This is a genomic window from Pandoraea sp. LA3, assembly GCF_022696215.1.
GTDB lineage: Bacteria > Pseudomonadota > Gammaproteobacteria > Burkholderiales > Burkholderiaceae > Pandoraea > Pandoraea capi.
Genome location: NZ_PTPY01000015.1, coordinates 84,222 through 102,399, shown reverse-complemented (window position 1 = coordinate 102,399; position 18,178 = coordinate 84,222). Strand labels below are relative to the sequence as shown.

General features: G+C 59.6%; 10 protein-coding genes, 1 tRNA gene and 1 pseudogene. 3 read left to right on the top strand and 9 right to left on the bottom strand.

Going from position 1 to position 18,178, the window contains the following annotated elements:
- A pseudogene (locus tag C5N93_RS01710) lies at positions 1-143 on the top strand (IS3 family transposase); the annotation flags it as partial.
- Positions 144-341: 198 nt separating this feature from the next.
- Here the strand turns inward: C5N93_RS01710 and C5N93_RS01705 are convergent.
- Positions 342-593: a hypothetical protein gene (locus tag C5N93_RS01705; protein WP_023595420.1), complete on the bottom strand. Its 252-nt coding sequence runs from the start codon at positions 591-593 to the stop codon at positions 342-344.
- Positions 590-9,619, bottom strand: coding sequence for a hemagglutinin repeat-containing protein (locus C5N93_RS01700; protein WP_242558032.1), 9,030 nt, complete (start codon positions 9,617-9,619; stop codon positions 590-592). The genes C5N93_RS01705 and C5N93_RS01700 overlap by 4 nt, the downstream gene beginning before the upstream one ends.
- Positions 9,620-9,946: 327 nt before the next feature.
- Between C5N93_RS01700 and C5N93_RS01695 the strand changes: the two genes are divergently transcribed.
- On the top strand, positions 9,947-11,719 hold the full coding sequence (locus tag C5N93_RS01695) for a ShlB/FhaC/HecB family hemolysin secretion/activation protein (protein ID WP_242558031.1): 1,773 nt from the start codon (positions 9,947-9,949) through the stop codon (positions 11,717-11,719).
- A 48-nt stretch (positions 11,720-11,767) separates the two neighbouring features.
- On the opposite strand, the gene aqpZ is transcribed toward C5N93_RS01695, so the two are convergent.
- The 7 genes from aqpZ to petA all read right to left on the bottom strand — a co-directional run bounded on the left by aqpZ (position 11,768) and on the right by petA (position 17,235).
- Positions 11,768-12,460, bottom strand: coding sequence for an aquaporin Z (gene aqpZ, locus C5N93_RS01690; protein WP_242558030.1), 693 nt, complete (start codon positions 12,458-12,460; stop codon positions 11,768-11,770).
- A 591-nt stretch (positions 12,461-13,051) separates the two neighbouring features.
- Positions 13,052-13,127, bottom strand: a tRNA-Thr gene (locus C5N93_RS01685).
- Between the two features lie 124 nt (positions 13,128-13,251).
- On the bottom strand, positions 13,252-13,710 hold the full coding sequence (locus C5N93_RS01680; protein ID WP_069342302.1) for a ClpXP protease specificity-enhancing factor: 459 nt from the start codon (positions 13,708-13,710) through the stop codon (positions 13,252-13,254).
- Positions 13,711-13,786: 76 nt separating this feature from the next.
- Complete coding sequence (locus C5N93_RS01675; RefSeq protein WP_069342303.1) at positions 13,787-14,398, bottom strand: glutathione S-transferase N-terminal domain-containing protein; 612 nt, start codon at positions 14,396-14,398, stop codon at positions 13,787-13,789.
- Positions 14,399-14,481: 83 nt separating this feature from the next.
- Complete coding sequence (locus C5N93_RS01670) at positions 14,482-15,201, bottom strand: cytochrome c1 (protein ID WP_150722430.1); 720 nt, start codon at positions 15,199-15,201, stop codon at positions 14,482-14,484.
- 31 nt (positions 15,202-15,232) lie between these two features.
- Positions 15,233-16,618 (bottom strand): cytochrome bc complex cytochrome b subunit, encoded by a 1,386-nt coding sequence (locus C5N93_RS01665; RefSeq protein WP_242558029.1) that lies wholly within the window; start codon positions 16,616-16,618, stop codon positions 15,233-15,235.
- Between the two features lie 2 nt (positions 16,619-16,620).
- Positions 16,621-17,235 (bottom strand): ubiquinol-cytochrome c reductase iron-sulfur subunit, encoded by a 615-nt coding sequence (gene petA / locus C5N93_RS01660; protein WP_242558028.1) that lies wholly within the window; start codon positions 17,233-17,235, stop codon positions 16,621-16,623.
- Positions 17,236-17,665: 430 nt separating this feature from the next.
- On the opposite strand from petA, the gene mscL reads away from it, so the two are divergent.
- Entirely contained in the window at positions 17,666-18,112 is a 447-nt protein-coding gene (mscL, locus tag C5N93_RS01655; protein WP_150722433.1) for a large conductance mechanosensitive channel protein MscL, read from the top strand.
- The last annotated feature ends 66 nt before the right edge of the window (positions 18,113-18,178 follow it).

Genomic DNA, 18,178 nt, shown 5'->3' with positions numbered 1-18,178 from the left:
GTCGCCGACCAAGCGCTGGATATTCAGGTCTTGAAGGAGATCGGTGCAAAAAAGTGGTGAGCGCGCAGGTTCGCTGTGAGCAAGCCCGCTTTGCGATGGAGCGTGGTTTGAGCCAACGGCGAGCGTGTGCGCTCATGCAGGTTAGCCGAACTGGCGGCGCGCACACGGCTATCGGCGTGAAACATCATTCGATGCGCCGGCTGATGCCGCCCCCCACCTGACGAGGTCAGATCTATCGCAAACTAAACTTGGCCCCGTTTGTCATGGGCAGGTAAATTCGCACTGCTAGAGCCGTAGACCTCTTTTGAATTTTCATAGCCGAGGAATGTCGTGCGGTTCAATTACCAGCCGATGCGCTTGCGATCGTAGATCCAAACTCCGACACCGGAGACGATGGTCGCGAAAGGAACCAGCTTGCACCAGGCGTAGATGCGCGACTTTGACGGCCAAAGGTAACCGTCGTAATTGTGCATCCATGCAACAATTGGAAGCCAAATGAGCTCGATAACCAATCCGCAGAACGAATAGGTAATTAGAAACACAAGCAGATAGCTGATAAAGGCTCTGAGGCTTCGCGAAAGACGTGTGCTCATTTGTTCTTCGGCATTAAGTTGGGACCAGCATTTACTCCGGCGTTAGTCGATTCCGATGCGACTGCACCCGCCGTTGTTCCGGCAACCGAAGGGATTGCACTTGGCGGAACGTACTTCGAAATGCCGAGGCCGATATCAACCCATTCTGCTCTGTACCAAGGGTTCACACGATTGCCCATAGCGCTCTCCACCTTTCCGCCAATGCCGTAGCCTGCGACCGTTCCAGCTGCAGCGCCTGCCATACTCATATTCGGATTGTCACCTTTAATCGCGGAGCCAGCGAGCGCTCCGCCTGTGTTTATCAAGAAACCAGGTAGCAATCCAGTTCCGAAGGTCAGAGCTCCGGTCACGCCCGCCATAGCCGTGTCAACGAGACTGATTTGCCCATTGTTGAACACGTACTGGGCCCCCGTATTCACGCCAGCGCCTATTCCTCCGCCCGTAATCATCGCTATTGCCGAAGGAACGCCGCCAGCGACTACACCACCCAACGCGATCATGCCCGCGCCTGCGATTGCCGTGCTGATCGGGTTGTTCTTGACATTGTATTTCACGAGGTCGTTGTAGGTGAGGCCCTGGGTAAGTTTTCCCTGTCCAGCGTCATATGCTTTCTGATTACTCGCGATGTACTGGCTGTTGTAGCTGTTGTTTGCATATTGCGGGTCGGACTTGTAGCCATCGCAGTTCAGGTTCTGACAGCCGATGATCGCGCGAACTTCGTAGTCATGCACACCGCCCGCTGCGTCGGATGCCTGCTTGTCCGAATTGCGTAGCAGTTCCGCAACGATTCGACCTTCCGCATCCTGCTCACTGATACCGAGCTGCTTAGCAACGACTTTCGCATTCTTCTTCGCCATCGCGTATTCGTCCGGATGCAACTGCCGATTAAACCGATCGACGTTATACCCGGTGAACGCACCAGAACTCCCACCAACCGCAGCCCCCACCGCAGTACCAACACCGGTCGCCACGATCTGCGCCAACGCTTGATCGATGTCGGCGTTGCCTGTCGGACGGGCCTTCTGAATGTTCTCGCTCAGTTCGTTCAGTGTCCCGCCGAGCTTCGACGTCAACCCCGCGCCTAACGCACCACCGAGCGCATTCCCGCCACCTAAGCCTGCAATGATCGCTCCACCCGCCGCATGCATCGCCGCACGGTAGTCGCCGCCCTCCTTCCAGTCGTCCGCTTCCTTCTGATACTGCGCCTTCAACTCCGGATCGGTCGTAGCATCGGCCAGCTTTTGTGCCGCGTCTCGCTTCTTATCTGCATACGTCCCAATATCCCGCGCAACCGCTTCCCCAGCCGCCGTCGCCGCCGCCATCAAGCGCGATTGATCGTTAAGCAGGTTCTGCAAATCCGGTGTGCGGTTCACCGTTTCATTCAGGTTTGATGTATCGCGATTCAGGCTCGCCAGATCCTGCGTCTGGTTCGCGCCGTTCGTCAGCGTGATGGTGCCGTCACTCACACCGCTGCGCGTCACGCCACGCTCGCTGCCGCTCTCGGACTGCGGCAGCATCGGTGCAAGGCCGCCCGTGTTCTTGCCCGAACTCGGTCCCGTCGTCCGCTCGTTTGCACCGCCATTGCCGAACGTGCCTCCACCGCCAAAGCCGAAGCTGTTAGCACTGTAGTCCGAATGGTTCTGGATGTCGGAGAACGTCAGTGTGCCCGTCGTGAGTTGGTTCTTCGACGGGTCTGCCGTGCTGGCGATATACGAGCCCTTCAGATCCGTATTGCCCGCAACATTGATGTCAAACCCGCCAGAGCCCGCCTGAATCCCTGCTTGCTCAACCACACCCGCATAGTTGCCGCTCGCGTTACCGCGCGAATAGCTGAAGCTGCCCGACGCGCCGCCCATGCTCGCGCTGAACCCGCCGCCCACGCTCTGCTGATGCGCGGAACTCTCGCTCGTGTCCTGCACGCTGGCGATGTTCAGATCGCCGCCCACACGCGCAATCACCTTGTCGGCATTCACGTTGCCGCCGACGATATTCGTATCGCCGCCGCTCACAATCACCGCCGTATTGCTCGCATTGATGTGAGAGTTGTTCTGGAACGTCGAATCCGAGTTGGCGTCGCCGTTGGACTTCGAGAACGACGCCGATACCCCCCAGCCACTGGTGCCGAACGACACGCCAAAACTACCGCCCTTCGACTCGTTGTCGCTGCGCGTCGACTCCGTGTCCTTGCTGCTCAGGACATTGACCTGGTTGTTGGCTTGCAGGAGGACGTCCTTCGCATCGATGTTCGAGCCGATGATGTTGACGTTACCTTTGCCCGACGCGGCGTCGCCAGTGGCGACAAACGCTGTCGTGCCGCCCGATCTGATGTTGCTCGACACGTTCTGCGTCGTATCGACGGACGACGTCGACTTGCTGCTCGACGAACCGAAACTCAGCTCGACTTTGGCCTCCGGTGTTTTGCCTGCCTCGAGCATACTCAGCGCACCTTTGGCCTCGCCGAATGCACCCACCGCGCCGCTGGCCGCCGCATACCCGCGTAGCGCGGAGACGCGGGCATCCCCGCCCGAGTCCACCGCTGCCTTGACCTGATTCGTCACGTTTTGCACCGCGTCGATGACCGGCGACTTCACTGCCAACGTAAAACCCGAACTCTTGAACTCATGCGTCTCGTCATGATGTTGCTGATTGAGCGCCGATTCGATCGTGACGTTCTGACCGATGCCGGTGATATCGCCGGCTGCCATGATGTCGCTGCCTCTGACCAGCAAGTCGTTGCCCGCCACGATACTGACACTGCCGTTCAGGCTGCCAACCATGCTGCCCGTCTGCGTCACGCTGCTGTCGTTAGTCTGGTCACGTTGCTCGTTCTTGCCGTACGAAATACCCACACCGCCCGACGAACCCAAGCCAGAACTCTTCTTCTCATAGAACGAGCTGCTCTGGCTCTCGTTCTGCGCCGACTCGATGCGCACATCGCGTCCGGCCTGCAAAGCGACATCCTGCGTGCCAACGACCGTTGAACCACTCACGACGAGGTCCCGGCCCGCCGACACGCCCACTGCATTGCCGGACACGGTCGATCCGACCGCAATCGTCTGATGTGAGCTGGATGACGACGTCTCCTCCGTTTTGGAGAGGAATCCGGAACTGCTATCGTGCTGCCAATTCCGACTATCGTGGGTCTCCGTCACCGTGCCGATATTGACGTCGCCCGTCGCCGCCAATGCGATGGTCCCATTGCCCTGCGACGACACGGATGAACCCAGCACCGACAGATTTCCGGTGCCTGACGAGGCCGCGACCGGACTGATCTGATACGCGCCGAGCACGCCACCGACGGCGCTCGCCTGCCCCGCGCCGATCAGCACGTGGTTGCCCCCGCTCACAGACGCACCATTGACCGCCTCGTCCAGCGACGACTTCGTGTACTGCAACGTGCCGCCGAAGGAACGCTCGTCGTGCGTGTGCGAATCCTTGACCGCCGTGACCGTGACGTCATTGCCCGCGAGTACCGTCGCATTGCCACCTGCGGCCACTGTCGTTCCGCTCAACGTGGTGTCGCGCCCTGAGACCGTCGTCAAATTTCCGCCAGCGGAGATCGCACTGCCGACGTTCTGCACAATGACATCACGACCACCGTTCTGCCCATCGGTCGTACCGACGATCTGCGACTGACCGGCCGTCAATGTGTTGGCATTGATGTCGCGTCCCGCCGCAACCACCACAGCGCCATCGCTGGCGATCGCGCCCGCATTGAGGGTGACGTCGCGCGCCGCCACGGCGGTGGCGCTGTTCGATCCCGAGATGATGCCGACTGCACCGATACCGGTGGCCGATGCGGACGACGTAAAGGTGCCACCGTTGTCCGTCCCTGCGGTCTGGGTGAGCGTGGTGGATTCGTTGATGAGGTCGCGGCCCGCCTGCACCACGACGTCCTTGCCGCCAATGCGCCCGCCGGTGTTCCGGATATCGCCGAACGACGAGAGCGCGGTCGTGCCACCGCTACCGATGACGCCGAGGTTGACGATGGCGTCGCCCAGAATCGTCGTCGCGGTGTCGCTGACGATCTGGCCACTGTTCTTCACGTCGCCCGTCGCGGCAAGCTTCACACTCCCGCCCGCGACCAATGCCCCGGTGTTCGTCAGATCGACGGTGTTGGCCTGCGCCAGATACACCTGCGGGACCAGCACCGACTGAACGGACCCATCTGGCAGCGTCACGTCTTGCGAGACCAGCCACACCATGTCGCTGGTCAGTTGCTTCATCTGCGCTTCCGACAAAGCCACGCCAACGTTCAACCCGAACTGCTTTCCGTACGTCACACCGTTGTTGAGTAACGCCGTGTACTCATCGAGATAATTGGTGTAACCCGCGAGCAATGTCTTGCCCGTCAGCGCCGTGATCTGATCCCGCACCAATTGCGTTTCATAGAAGCCGTCGCCGATGCGCTTCTGCGTTGTCTGCGGATCGAGATTCAGCCCAGTGAGCATGTAGTCGCTGGAGATGAATTTGCCGTAATCGGTGAAACGCGAATCTGTGGCGACGAGATAGGTCTGCCCCGGTGCCGAACGCAATTGGAACAGCGCGTTTTTTGGCAAGGTCAAGCCGGGAATCGCCTGCGCAGACGAGCCTAGCGTCTGACGGTTGGCCACCGCGCCCGACAAGTTGCCCAACTGGGTTCCCGTCGCATTCCCCCCAGTCACGCCTGCGCTACCCACGGTGTTACCGGAAGGGTCCACGCTCGACACCGTGATGTTCCGACCAGTGGATTGCACGGACTGATTGCCCACGGCAATCGCCGGAAGCGATGCAAGTGTGGTCGGCGGCAACGGCGTGACGGGGTAGGCCACCGTCTGCTGGTCACTGTCGCCGCCCGATTTCTGATGCCAGTAGAAGGTCGACGTCTGCGTCTGTGTCACTGTCTCCTGCAAAGTGATGCCAACGTCGTTGACGGACCCGCCGGTCGCTCGTCGAATCAGATCACGCCCTGCCGTCATCGTCGACGACTGGTTGTTGATCTCACCGCTATCGGCATTGATGCGAATCGATCCCTGTGCCTGTAGCTTCGCTTCGGGAGATGCACTGATGAGTTCGTCACGCGTTCGTGTCGTCGTGACGATGCGCGTGATTTCGTTGTAGTCTCGCTGGTCGATCCCCAGATCGCCGCGGGAGATTGCCTGATCCGGCCGGATCATCGTGTTCGGGTCCCAATCCGGCCAGAACACGACACGGTAGCTGTCCCCGTTATCGACGATGCTGTTGAAGTACTGGGTCGGGTTCTTGCCAACTTCGCGCGTCTTGGTGGACGATCCACACTGACCATGATCGTCGCACGAGCCCTTGCCTTGCGTCGTCATGTCCTGATATGACTCTTCGAGCGGCTTCGTCAGACTGAAGGTCTTCGCCGCGAGATCCACATTCGTCACCTGAGACTTCGGAATGTCGACTGTCAGCGGTCTGGCAAGCGCCTGCAGCAGAGACGACGATATCGGCGCCCGGCTTCCGCTCCAGAACCATTCGGGGAACGTCAGGCTCATGTGCATGAGCGTGTCTTCGCCACCGGTCAACCCCGCCGTGTAGAGACTGAAGCCCTGCGTCGTGGATTGCGGCGTTCCCGGCTGCGTCACGATGCTCGTGCGCGAGTTGTTGACCACGCGAGCCGCAATGTCCAGATTGCCGTCGGCAACGATGTTTGCCGAACGGTTGGTTAGCAACGCCATCTGATTGGCGAGCAGCCCCTGTCCGTCGCGTGTGCCGTCACGCGCAATCTCGATGTCGCCCGTGCTGTAGAGCAATGCCCCGTCGTAGTTGGAGACGGAGTTCGACGCATATAGCGCGAGCCGCCTCGCGCCCCCCATAATCGCGGACGCGCTGTTGTTCTCGATATCGACGGCATCGATCTGCACGTCGTTACCCAGTACACCGTAGCCATTGAAGAAGTAGTTCGCCTTGAGCCGCACCGTATCGCCACTGATGTTGCCGGAATTGGAGAACAGGCCCGCAGCACTCAGTTGTGTCGTCGTCGCATTGATCGAGCCATTCGCGTTATTGACGATCTGGGCGGCTTGTACGTCGAGCGTGCCGGGTGCCGTGAGCGTGCCATCGTTGGTGAAGCGTCCCGTCGACGTGAGCTTGAAGATGCCGTCCGCACGCAGACGGTTGGCGGATGCGTTCACGTAGTCGCCGATGGCGGCAAGCGTCAGATTGCGACCCGCCGTCATTTGTCCCGCACCGTTCATGGCGCCGCCTACGCCCACGTCGCGGTTCGAGCGAATGACGCCGCTACCGTTATCGAGCGAAGCGACCTGCAACGAGACGTCGCCACGACTCTCGATGGTGCCGCCCGCATTGTTCAAGCGTGCGGTGGCTTGCGTCACCGTCAGTGACATGCCGCCGAACAACTGCCCCGCCGAGTTGTCGAGCAAGCCGACGACACCCAGCAGAACGTCTCCGCCGCCAATGATCTTGCCTCCCGAGAGGTTGCTCAGAGTCGCCGCATCGACGCTCAGCCTGCCGTTGCCACCGATCGTTCCGCCGGCGTTGCCCACGTCCCGAGCTGCCGTCACAGCGGTATCGCCGTCTCCGGCATTCGTCAACTGCCCGGCGGCATTCACGAAACTACCGACGGTCACCGTTAGTGCATCGTGCGCGCCGTTAGCACTGACACGACCGCCGGCATTGATGAGCGTGCCATTGGTATCCAGCTTGACGGCGCCACCGGCCTGAATCGATCCTGCCGCATTATCGATGTCGGTGGCCGCCGAAACCGTCAGACCTTTCGCGCCGTACACCACACCGCCATTGCGATTGACGATGTTCGCCGTGGCGGTAAGCCACGCGGAATCGCCCGCACTCAGTTCGCCGCCCGTGTTGTCGATGCGCGCCGCCGAGATCCGGAGCGCGCCCAGACTTCCCAGCAGACCGGCCAGGTTTGTGACGTCACCCGTCGACACGACCGACAAGGTGCCGTTGCCGAGATGACTAATCTTCCCCTGGTCGTTGACCAGTTGTCCGACGTTCAGCGCCAGCTCGGCGGCCTTGGTCGCTACCGTGCCAGCACTGTTGTCCAGCGCGCCTTCGACTTTGATGGTCTGACCCGAATCGCCGTACTGCTTGATCTCTCCCGAACGGTTGGACGCATCGCCCGACACCGACAACGACAAGGTGTCCGCGTCGATCAGCCCATGATCGTTGACGAGTTTTCCAGCGCGAAGGGTCGATGTCGTCGCGGAAATTACGCCCTGACGATTGGTCAGAGCACCATCGGCGCTCACATCGATTTGTGCGCCGGAGAGTGTCCCGTTGGTGTTGTCCAGTTGCCCGGACGTAAGGGTCATCGTCGTCGCAGCAACGAGTTGCGCGGCATTGATCAGGGAGCCGGCATGCAGGCGCAGGTCGCCGTTGGTGCCGATGACCCCGCCGGCTGCGCCGAGTCCGTTCGTGCCCGCCGCGTTGCGCAATTCGCCGTCGATGTCGATCGAATTGCCGTCGCCACCGAGCGATACTACGCGCCCGGCGGTGTTGTTCAGCGACGCACCCCTGACCTTGAGAAGCCCACCTGACTGCATCAAGCCGCGCTGGTTATCGAGACTTGCCCCGGTGACGTCAAGCCGCGTTCTCGCGGCCATTTGTGCATCGGTGTTGTCGATACTGCCCAGCGCTGTCAACGTGATCGTGTCGGCCGCCAATGCCCCGTTTGCATTGAGGACGCCTTGCGCGGCCTTCACGCTCAGCGCGTTGGAAGCCGTGACAATGGCGCGCTGAAGGTCGATATCGCCTGCCCGTGACGTCAGCGACAAGCTTTGACTCGCATCCGTACGACTACCGGAAAGGTCCAGCGCATCGGCGACGAATGTCATGTCGCCGCGAGCGACGTTGCGCCCGGTCGCGACCACCTTTCCGGAGGCCGTCACACTCAGATTGCCCGTGAGTGTCGGCTGACCAGCGGTGTCGATACCGGCTCCGAGCGTGCCGCGCGACGTCAGACCGGCAGCCTGCGCGATCAGATTCCCCGATGCGCTCAGTACACCGCTGTTATCAAGGATGCCGCCCGTGCGGACGTCTGCCAATCCGCCCGCGTAGACACTGCCCTGATTGTCGATACCTGTCCGGGCGTTCAAGCTCACATTGCCTGTCGCCTCTGCCCTTCCTGTCGTGACGAGCTTGCCCTCGGTCGTCAACGTAAGATCGCCAGCCTGCGCCGCAATCACGCCCTTGTTGGAAACGCCGACACCATTTTCCGTGCCCACGAGAAAGATGCGCTGCGCGTACATCCCGCCTAACTGACCGACGTCCACAGCCACGTCGGGTGCGACACCGTCGCCCGCCGTCTTCTGCACCGCAAGCGTTTCGTGATCGACACGATTCGTGCCCGTTACCACATTGAGTTGCTTTGCATGCAACGCAGCGTTGACCTGAACGGCGCGTGCGATGAGGTCTACCTGATCGACATTCGCCGCGTTCAGGCCGTCTCCCTGAATCACCAGACGCCCGCCATTGACCTGATAGCCGGCCAGGCTACCGTCCCCGCCCATGATCGGGATACCGGTGGTCAGTACCGCACGCGTGGTGTTGATGAACCCGCCACCGTCGACCATGATCCCGGCGCTGTTCGCCACGACGACCTGCGCAGCCTTCCCGGCCACCTCAAGGTAACCACGTAACTGACTCGGCGAATTGCTGTTGACCTGGTTCAGGATGACGCGGGCAGCCTGATCTCGCGCCAGATTCGGGTTGCCATTGACATACCCGGCCTGTTGCGTGTTCACGATCGATGGCGAGTTATTGAGAATTACGCCTTGGCGCGGCACGTCGAATTGCGAGTAGACGTTTTTCGACACCCCGGCCGCCGTCGGCGCAGTGATGTTGACTTGCTGCAGTCCGTTTGCCGTCTGCGCAACACTGGGCGCATTGGCTCCCGGAGCCGCGACGACCTGCGCGCGAACTGACACCGGCGCAACGACCTGCGCCAGAACAAGCGCGCGCACCATGGCGCGCTGAAGGCCGCCCTCTGCCCGATTTCCCCGAATCACGCCGTGGGCACGGCGATTGACTTGTGATTTCATCTGATCTTTTGTACGACTATTTTTAGTAGGGTCTTCGCCCGATTTCTACTTCTATCGATACAAACTTCGCATGTCGAATAGTACTCAATAATTTAGTATTTGTTTGTACGACTAAACTGCCTTTATGAAATAGACTTTCACCTGTAACATTCCGATAAATAAATAATCCAAAGCAAATAGCACGGGGATCATGTTAGAGTCCGACGCCTGATTTCGGCGGTCCACATCAGGACACGCCGCTCACACTTTGCTTCGCATTCCACCCCCATCTTTGGATGGCGCGATAACGCTCGCCCTGGCACCGCGAATCACCACCGCCGCTTCGCAATGAATCTCGCTTCGCACCGCTCCGTAACGAATGTCCGTCGCCTGCTTTGCGCGCTGGCGGTGTCGTTCGCTTCGCTTCCCGGCGTTGCCCTTGCGCAAGCCGCGCCGCCGGCCGTAGATGCCGCCGCGACAAACGCCCGCCAGCAGCAGTTGCTTGAACAACAGCGCCAGGCGCAGGAACGCGCCGCCGCGATCAGTGCGCCAACGGTGCGCTCGGCGATTTCCGCTGCAGATGGATTCCCGGCGCTTCCCGTAGAAGCCCCATGTTTTTCGGTCGAAAGATTTTCGTTGCACGTTCCAGAGACACTCCGCAAACGTGCGCAAGCCGCCGGTGCGTCATCGCTTCCTCTCGATCCATTTGCGTTCGCTACGGACTGGCTTGCGCACTATCGGGGCGAATGCGTCGGCCGCGAGGGCATTGCAGCGATAACAGCCGGGCTTACCAGGGCGATTCTGGCCAAGGGCTATGTGACAACACGCGTTCTCGTGCCCGAGCAGGACCTCACGACAGGAGAACTGAAGCTCACGCTCGTTCCCGGCCTCATCGGGGACATCCGCTTCTCTGATGCATCGCAATACGGCACTTGGCAAACGGCGTTCCCCACACGCCCAGGCGATCTCCTCGAACTGCGCGATCTGGAGCAGGGGCTCGAGCAGATGAAGCGCATCGCGAGTCAGGACGTGACGATGCAGATCGTGCCGACGGAAGCGCCCGGAGAAAGCGATGTCGTCATCGACGTCAAGCGAACAAAGCGATGGAGCGTCGTCGCCTCGGTCGACAACTCAGGGTCTCGCGATACGGGGAAATTGCAGGGTAGCCTCGCCCTCGGCATCGACAATCCCCTGGGTCTGAACGACATCCTGAATGTCGGCGCGACACATGATCTGTCGTTCGCTGACAAGCGCTTCGGATCGAACGGATGGAATGCTTTTTACTCGATTCCGTGGGGATTTTGGACTGCGACGGTGGCCGCTTACGCCAATCGGTATAACCAACAAATCGCAGGTGTGAACGACACTTTCGTGACTCGTGGACAGTCGCAGAATCTCGATTTCAAACTGTCGCGGGTACTTCAGCGCAGCCAGAGCAATGTGCTGAGTGCGCACGTTCGATTAAGCAAGCGCTTTGGACGCAGTTTCCTCGAGGATGCTGAAATCGATCAGCAGTATCGGAACAATACTTTCATCGAGTTCGGTATCTCGAATCGTCGCTACATCGGTGCCGGGCAATTCGACGGCACCCTTGCTTATCGTCAAAGCGTGTCGGGGCTCGGGGCTGCGCCGGATAACGCCTTGCCTGGCACGCCAACGTATCGCTTCAAGATGGCGGTACTTGACGCGAACCTGTCACTGCCGCTCGGTCAATTGCCACTTCGCTACGTCACGACATTTCACGGGCAATTCACCGGCGACGTGCTGCACTACATCGACGACATGAGTATCGGCAGCCGCTATACCGTTCGTGGATTTGACGGTGAATCATCCCTTGCTGCGGAAAAGGGCTTTTACTGGCGCAACGAATTGCAGTGGGCACTCAGCGCGTCTGGCGTATCGCTCTTCGCCGGTGTGGATTACGGGCGTGTCAGCGGCCCCAACACGCAGTACCTGGCCGGGACACAGCTTGCGGGCGCAGTCATCGGCGTACGCGGCAATACCAAGCTCCCATTCGGTTTTGTCACTGGTGAAGTCTTTGCCGGCACCCCAATCTATAAGCCAACTTCGTTTCAAACCGCACACGCTACTGTCGGATTCTCGCTTACCGCGCAGTTCTGATCGCGCACGGCGAGCGCATCCCAACCCAAAATCGGGCGAGCCGCTCGCTCAGGAATCCTGCCTCTTAATCAGGAAACGCCAGATTATTGCGCCTAACGCGCCGCCGACAAGCGGCGCCGCCCAAAAGAGCCAAAGCTGACCGAGGGCGTCGGTCCGGGCAAAAAGAGCGACTGCTGTCGAGCGTGCCGGATTGACCGATGTGTTGGTCACAGGGATCGAGATCAGGTGAATCAACGTCAGCGCCAGGCCGATGGCCAGCGGACCAAACCCGACAGGCGCGAGCTTATGCGTCGACCCAAGAATCACAATGAGGAAGCCGGCGGTTAGCGTGATTTCGATCAGCGCCGCCGATAACAACCCGTAGTTCCCCGGCGACAAATCACCATAGCCGTTAGACGCAAATCCGCCGGGTTCAAAACCGGGGGCGTCGCTGGCGATGACGTAAAGCAGTGCGGCGGCGGCCACGCCACCGATCACCTGTGCGGCCCAATACGGGAGAACATCGCGCCAGGACATTCGTCCTGCGGCCGCTATGCCCAGCGTAACCGCGGGGTTGAAATGTCCACCGGAGATACCGCCAACGGCATATGCCATCGTCAGCACGGTTAGACCAAAAGCTAGTGCAACACCGGCAAAGCCGATACTAAGATTCGGAAAACCTGCCGCAAGCACCGCACTTCCGCAGCCGCCGAACACGAGCCAGAAGGTCCCAAATAACTCCGCAGTCAATTTTATTTTCATAGCAAACGCTTTAATTCAGGACTTCTGAAAACTTTTGGCTTCGCATATATGCGGCGCCGATCTGCATCGCGCATCAATCCAGAATGAGATTTAATGACATCCGCGGCGATTTTTTGCATGCAGAATGCTGGTCTTTTCCCGTTAGTTCCCCGCAGTTGCATGGCATTCCGGATCACGTGTGTCCCGGAAATATCTACGCAATTTACGGCCACAACAGTATCAAAACTACTCCGCGGCGAATATGGGATTAGGCTTCCGCGCGCGTTCCGGGCTCGCGAAATCACAAGGGCGTGGAATTTCACTGCGCGAGCTGGATTGCACAACGATCGAACTATCGGAACCACGACGCCGTTGGGCGCCAGGAACAGGCCGATAAGGACGTTGAACGCGTGACGCTCCGCGAAGTGATGGTGACGAAGTGCTCACGACCGGTGCCCTGTCGTCAGCTCGACGGCCTCGCAGGGGCATGGTGATTCACGACTCGCGCGGCAACGGCTTGAAAGGCCATCGCTGGGGACCAGATTGGAAACGCGTTGGTGATTTTAGAAACGCAAAGGGGTTACGAGAAATCTCGTAACCCCTTGCTGTATTTGGTGCCGGCTGCAGGACTCGAACCCGCCACCTGATGATTACAAATCAACTGCTCTACCAGATGAGCTAAGCCGGCGAAGTCGTGTATTGTAACCGATTCACCGGTCACTGCGACTACCTGTCAGTGCAAAATCGTTCGCTTTTGCTGTCATGCCGTGCGATGCTGAAAAAGCATCACGCCAGCAGACCCGCACCGCGAATTACTTCACCACCTTCAGATGTGCGCGTCCGGCGTTGCCGCCAGCCGGGCTATTACCGCCCGGGCGCGTTGGATCCGGATCGTCCTCGGCCAACTCCTGCACCGGCGGTACCGCTTCCAGCTCCGGACTTTCGTCCGCACTTGCCTGCTTGTCGACCGGGAAGGCCATCCCCTGACCGTTCTCACGAGCATAAATCGCCAGCACGTTCGGCACCTGCACTTCCACCTTCTGTGAGATACCGCCGAAGCGAGCGCTGAATTCGATCCAGTCGTTGCCCATCTGCAAACCGCTCGTGGCGTCGAAGCTGATGTTCAGCACGATCTCGCCATCTTTCACAAACTCGCGCGGCACCCGCGTTTTGGCATCGACATGCACGGCCAGATACGGCGTGTAACCATTGTCGGTACACCACTCGTACAGCGCGCGCAGTAAGTAAGGCTTGGTAGACGTTTCAGGCATATAACCAACGTATCCCGCCGCGAAACCCGTCCATCTCACTCGACAGACCGGCATCGCCAGCGGGCAAATCAACGCATTAACGACGCATGACCTTTTCGGACGGCGTCAGTGCTTCAATGTACGCCGGACGGCTGAAAATCCGCTCGGCATACTTCATCAACGGCGCAGCATTCTTCGACAACTCGATGCCGTAGTGATCCAGACGCCACAGCAGCGGTGCGATCGCCACGTCGAGCATCGAGAACTCTTCACCCAGCATGTACTTGTTCTTCACGAAAATCGGCGCCAACTGCGTCAGACGATCGCGAATCGATTGACGTGCCTTCTCGTGATTCTTCTCCGCCGCCTTGCCCTTCTCGTTCTCGAGCGCGCTCACATGCACGAACAGCTCTTTCTCGAAGTTGAACAGGAACAGGCGCGCACGCGCACGCTGCACCGGATCGGCCGGCATCAGCTGCGGATGCGGGAAACGTTCGTCAATGTACTCATTGATGATGTTCGATTCGTACAGAATCAGGTCGCGCTCCACAAGGATCGGCACCTGACCGTACGGGTTCATCACCGCAATGTCTTCCGGCTTGTTGAACAGATCGACGTCACGGATTTCGAAATCCATGCCCTTTTCGAACAGAACCAGCCGGCAACGCTGGGAGAAGGGGCACGTCGTGCCCGAGTACAAAACCATCATAGCGCGTCTTCCTTAAAAACCAACGGGGCCGGGGCGGGAAACCGACGCTTCCCAAACCCTGGCCCCGTCGTACAGACGTTATTTTACTTCACGTCCTTCCAATAGGCCGAATTCAGGCGCCAGGCAAGTACCGTAAAGAGTCCCAGGAACAACAGAACCCAGACACCCAACTGCCGGCGCGTTCGCTGCGCCGGTTCCGACATCCAATCCAGATAAGATACCAAATCCGCCATAGCAGAATCAAATTCCACCGGTTTCATCGTCCCTTGAGTGATCTGCACGAACTGCGCAGGACCATGCTCCGCGCCCTCCACGTGCTTCAAACCCCGCTGTCCCTGCAACTGCCAGAACGGGTTCGGCATGCCCACATTGGGAAACGCCAGGTTGTTCCAGCCCGTCGGACGGGAATCGTCCCGATAGAAGGTACGCAAGTAGGTGTACAGCCAGTCCGTGCCGCGTGCCCGGGCCTCGACCGACAGGTCCGGCGGCGCCGAACCGAACCAGTCCTTGGCGTCCGCCGCGCGCATGGCCACGGTCATCGTTTCGCCGATCTTGTCGGTCGTAAAGAGGAGATTGTTCTTGATCTCCGCTTCCGAAAGCCCCAGATCCTTGAGACGCGAATACCGCATCGACGCCGCCGAGTGGCAGTTCAGGCAGTAATTCACGAACAGCTTGGCGCCCCTTTGCAGCGATGCCAGATCATCGATGCGATTGGGCGCAGTGTCCAGCGCCCCGCCTTCTTCAGCCATGGCCGGCGCCGTGAAGCCACTCAGGAGCGCCAGGATAAGCAACAGTTTTCTCATCTTGATATCCCTAGTCGTCGTTTGAGTGCGCTCAGTGCGCCGCGAAGGTCACGCGCTCCGGCACCGGCTTGAAGGTGCCGCACTTGCTCCACAGCGGCATCAGCCAGAAGAATCCGAAGTAATACAGCGCACCGATCTGCGAGATGGCCGTCTTCACGGGCGTGGGGCCCTGAATCCCCAAATAACCCAGCACGAAGAAAACGACGACGAGAATACCCAACAGCACCTTGTGGAATCCCGGACGGTAACGGATCGACTTCACAGGGCTATGGTCCAGCCACGGCAGGAAGAACAGCGTCACCACCGCGCCGCCCATCACCACCACGCCCCAGAACTTGGCTTCCGTCAGGAACATGAACACCAGCAGCAGCACGACACCGCCGGACGCCGCAACCTTGGTCGTCACCGCGGCCTTGCCCTTGATCCACCAGACGGCGGTAACCAGCACCGCAACCCCCATCAACACGTACTTGAAGTCGTCGGTCGTGGCCCGCAGCATCGAGTAGAACGGCGTGAAATACCACACCGGGGCGATGTGCGGCGGGGTCTTGAGCGGGTCGGACGGAATGAAGTTATTGGCTTCAAGGAAGTACCCACCCATCGTCGGCGCGAAGAACACGATGGCCGAGAACACCATCAGGAACACGCCCACGCCCATGATGTCATGCACCGTGTAATACGGATGGAACGGAATACCGTCGAGCGGTCGGCCGTTGGCGTCCTTCTTGTCCTTGATCTCGACACCGTCCGGGTTGTTCGAGCCGACTTCGTGCAGCGCGATGATGTGCGCGACGATCAGCCCGATGAGCACCAGCGGGATCGCGATCACATGGAACGCGAAGAAGCGGTTGAGCGTGGCGTCGGAGACGACGTAGTCGCCGCGAATCCACAGCGACAGGTCCGGGCCGATGAACGGGATGGCCGAGAACAGGTTCACGATCACCTGCGCGCCCCAGTACGACATCTGGCCCCACGGCAGCAGATAGCCCATGAACGCTTCTGCCATCAGGCACAGGAAGATCAGACAGCCGAACACCCACACCAGCTCGCGCGGCTTGCGGTACGACCCGTACAGCAGCCCCCGGAACATGTGCAGATACACCACGACGAAAAACATCGAGGCGCCCGTCGAGTGCATGTAGCGGATGAGCCAGCCCCACGGCACTTCACGCATGATGTACTCGACCGACGCGAACGCGAGGTTGGCGTCGGGCTTGTAGTTCATCACCAGAAAAATGCCGGTGAGGATCTGGATCACCAGCACCAGCATGGCCAGCGAGCCGAAGAAGTACCAGAAATTGAAGTTCTTGGGGGCGTAATACTCGGACGCGTGGTCCTTCCAGAGCTGTGTGAGCGGAAACCGGCGATCGATCCAGCCCAGCAAGCCCGTCGTGTCGACCTGTTTGTCGGCGGCCATGATTACGCTTCTCCTTTTTCGTCTTTACCGATCACGATCTTGGTGTCGTTCACGAACATGAAACGAGGAACGTCGAGATTCATTGGCGCCGGCTTGTTCTTGAAGACGCGGCCGGACATGTCGTAGGTCGAGCCATGGCATGGGCACAGGAAGCCCGGATCTTTGCCCAGCGCTGCCTCGGCGCCCGCCTGATATGGCCCGGAAGGAATGCAACCCAAATGCGTGCACACGCCGATGACCACCAGGAGGTCCTTGTGCTCGACGCGCGTCCGAAATTCGTTCTTAGCGTATTCGGGTATCGGGAAGGTAAACGTCAGCTTGGAGTCCGGATCGGCCAGCTCCGGCGTCACTTTGGACAGCGAAGCCATTTCATCTGGCGTCCGACGCACGATCCAGACCGGAAGACCGCGCCACGCCACCGTCATCTTTTCGCCCGGTTTGAGCCCGCTGATATCAGCTTCGACGGGGGCTCCGCCAGCCTTGGCGCGCTCCGAGGGTTGCAGGGAACTGACGAAAGGAACCAACGTTACAACGCCGCCCACGCCTCCAGCTACGGACGTTGCAATCAACAGGTTCCGGCGGTTGCTGTCGACGGCACATTTCTGATTGTCACTCATCACAAGCCCCACACGGTTGAATTTGTATTTCCGTCAACCTTAAATCATACGCGAGCGTAAATGCCTGAAACAACGGCAAAACGCCCCAGTCTCCTAGTGGTTTTCGCGTATTTTCAAAGGATTAACGTACCCTGCGGGTGGCTACCGCCCACCCGGGGTTTCGCTTCTGGGATGCTGCACGAGAACCGCTATGATCGCCGCTTTCGTTGACGCGTGCACGACATTTAGTCATCATTTTCCTTGTCTCGCCCCGGTGACATCGTGCGTGGCCTGTGGCAATCGCGTGACATTGATGGACGTTTTAATCGACGTCGGCGATGCCGTCATCCCGAGACCCGCATGAGATTACCGGTCAAATCAATGCCAATTCGTGATGGCTGGTGCAGCGATGCTCCCCCCGGCCATTCATCAAAAACAGCGGAGGAATGGCATGAGCTTCATGTCGGAATTCAAGGAATTTGCCGTCAAGGGCAATGTGGTCGATCTGGCCGTCGGTGTGATCATCGGCGGCGCGTTCGGCAAGATCGTCGATTCGGTGGTCAAAGACCTGATCATGCCGATCGTCGGTGCGATCTTCGGCGGGCTGGACTTCTCCAGCAAGTTCATCCTGCTGGGTTCGATCCCGCCGGACTTCAAGGGGAATCCGACGTCTTACGCCGACCTCACCAAGGCCGGCGTGGCGGTATTCGGGTACGGCAACTTCATTACCGTGGCCCTGAACTTCCTGATTCTGGCGTTCATCATTTTCCTGATGGTCAAGCAGATCAACCGCCTCAAGCGCCCGGCGCCGGAAGCCGCCGCCGCCCCGGCCCCGACGCCGGAAGACATCGTTCTGCTGCGCGAAATCCGCGATAGCCTCAAGAAGCAGAACGGGTAAAGCTAGGGCATCAGGTGTCCCATGGGGCCGGTCGGCGGCATGCTGGCCGCCCTTGCCCCCGCTCCC

Bases quoted from the DNA above. Each gene is read 5' to 3' on its own strand.
- C5N93_RS01705 (WP_023595420.1), bottom strand. From the start codon at position 593: ATGAGCACACGTCTTTCGCGAAGCCTCAGAGCCTTTATCAGCTATCTG.
- C5N93_RS01700 (WP_242558032.1), bottom strand. From the start codon at position 9,619: ATGAAATCACAAGTCAATCGCCGTGCCCACGGCGTGATTCGGGGAAAT.
- C5N93_RS01695 (WP_242558031.1), top strand. From the start codon at position 9,947: ATGAATCTCGCTTCGCACCGCTCCGTAACGAATGTCCGTCGCCTGCTT.
- aqpZ (WP_242558030.1), bottom strand. From the start codon at position 12,460: ATGAAAATAAAATTGACTGCGGAGTTATTTGGGACCTTCTGGCTCGTG.
- C5N93_RS01680 (WP_069342302.1), bottom strand. From the start codon at position 13,710: ATGCCTGAAACGTCTACCAAGCCTTACTTACTGCGCGCGCTGTACGAG.
- C5N93_RS01675 (WP_069342303.1), bottom strand. From the start codon at position 14,398: ATGATGGTTTTGTACTCGGGCACGACGTGCCCCTTCTCCCAGCGTTGC.
- C5N93_RS01670 (WP_150722430.1), bottom strand. From the start codon at position 15,201: ATGAGAAAACTGTTGCTTATCCTGGCGCTCCTGAGTGGCTTCACGGCG.
- C5N93_RS01665 (WP_242558029.1), bottom strand. From the start codon at position 16,618: ATGGCCGCCGACAAACAGGTCGACACGACGGGCTTGCTGGGCTGGATC.
- petA (WP_242558028.1), bottom strand. From the start codon at position 17,235: ATGAGTGACAATCAGAAATGTGCCGTCGACAGCAACCGCCGGAACCTG.
- mscL (WP_150722433.1), top strand. From the start codon at position 17,666: ATGAGCTTCATGTCGGAATTCAAGGAATTTGCCGTCAAGGGCAATGTG.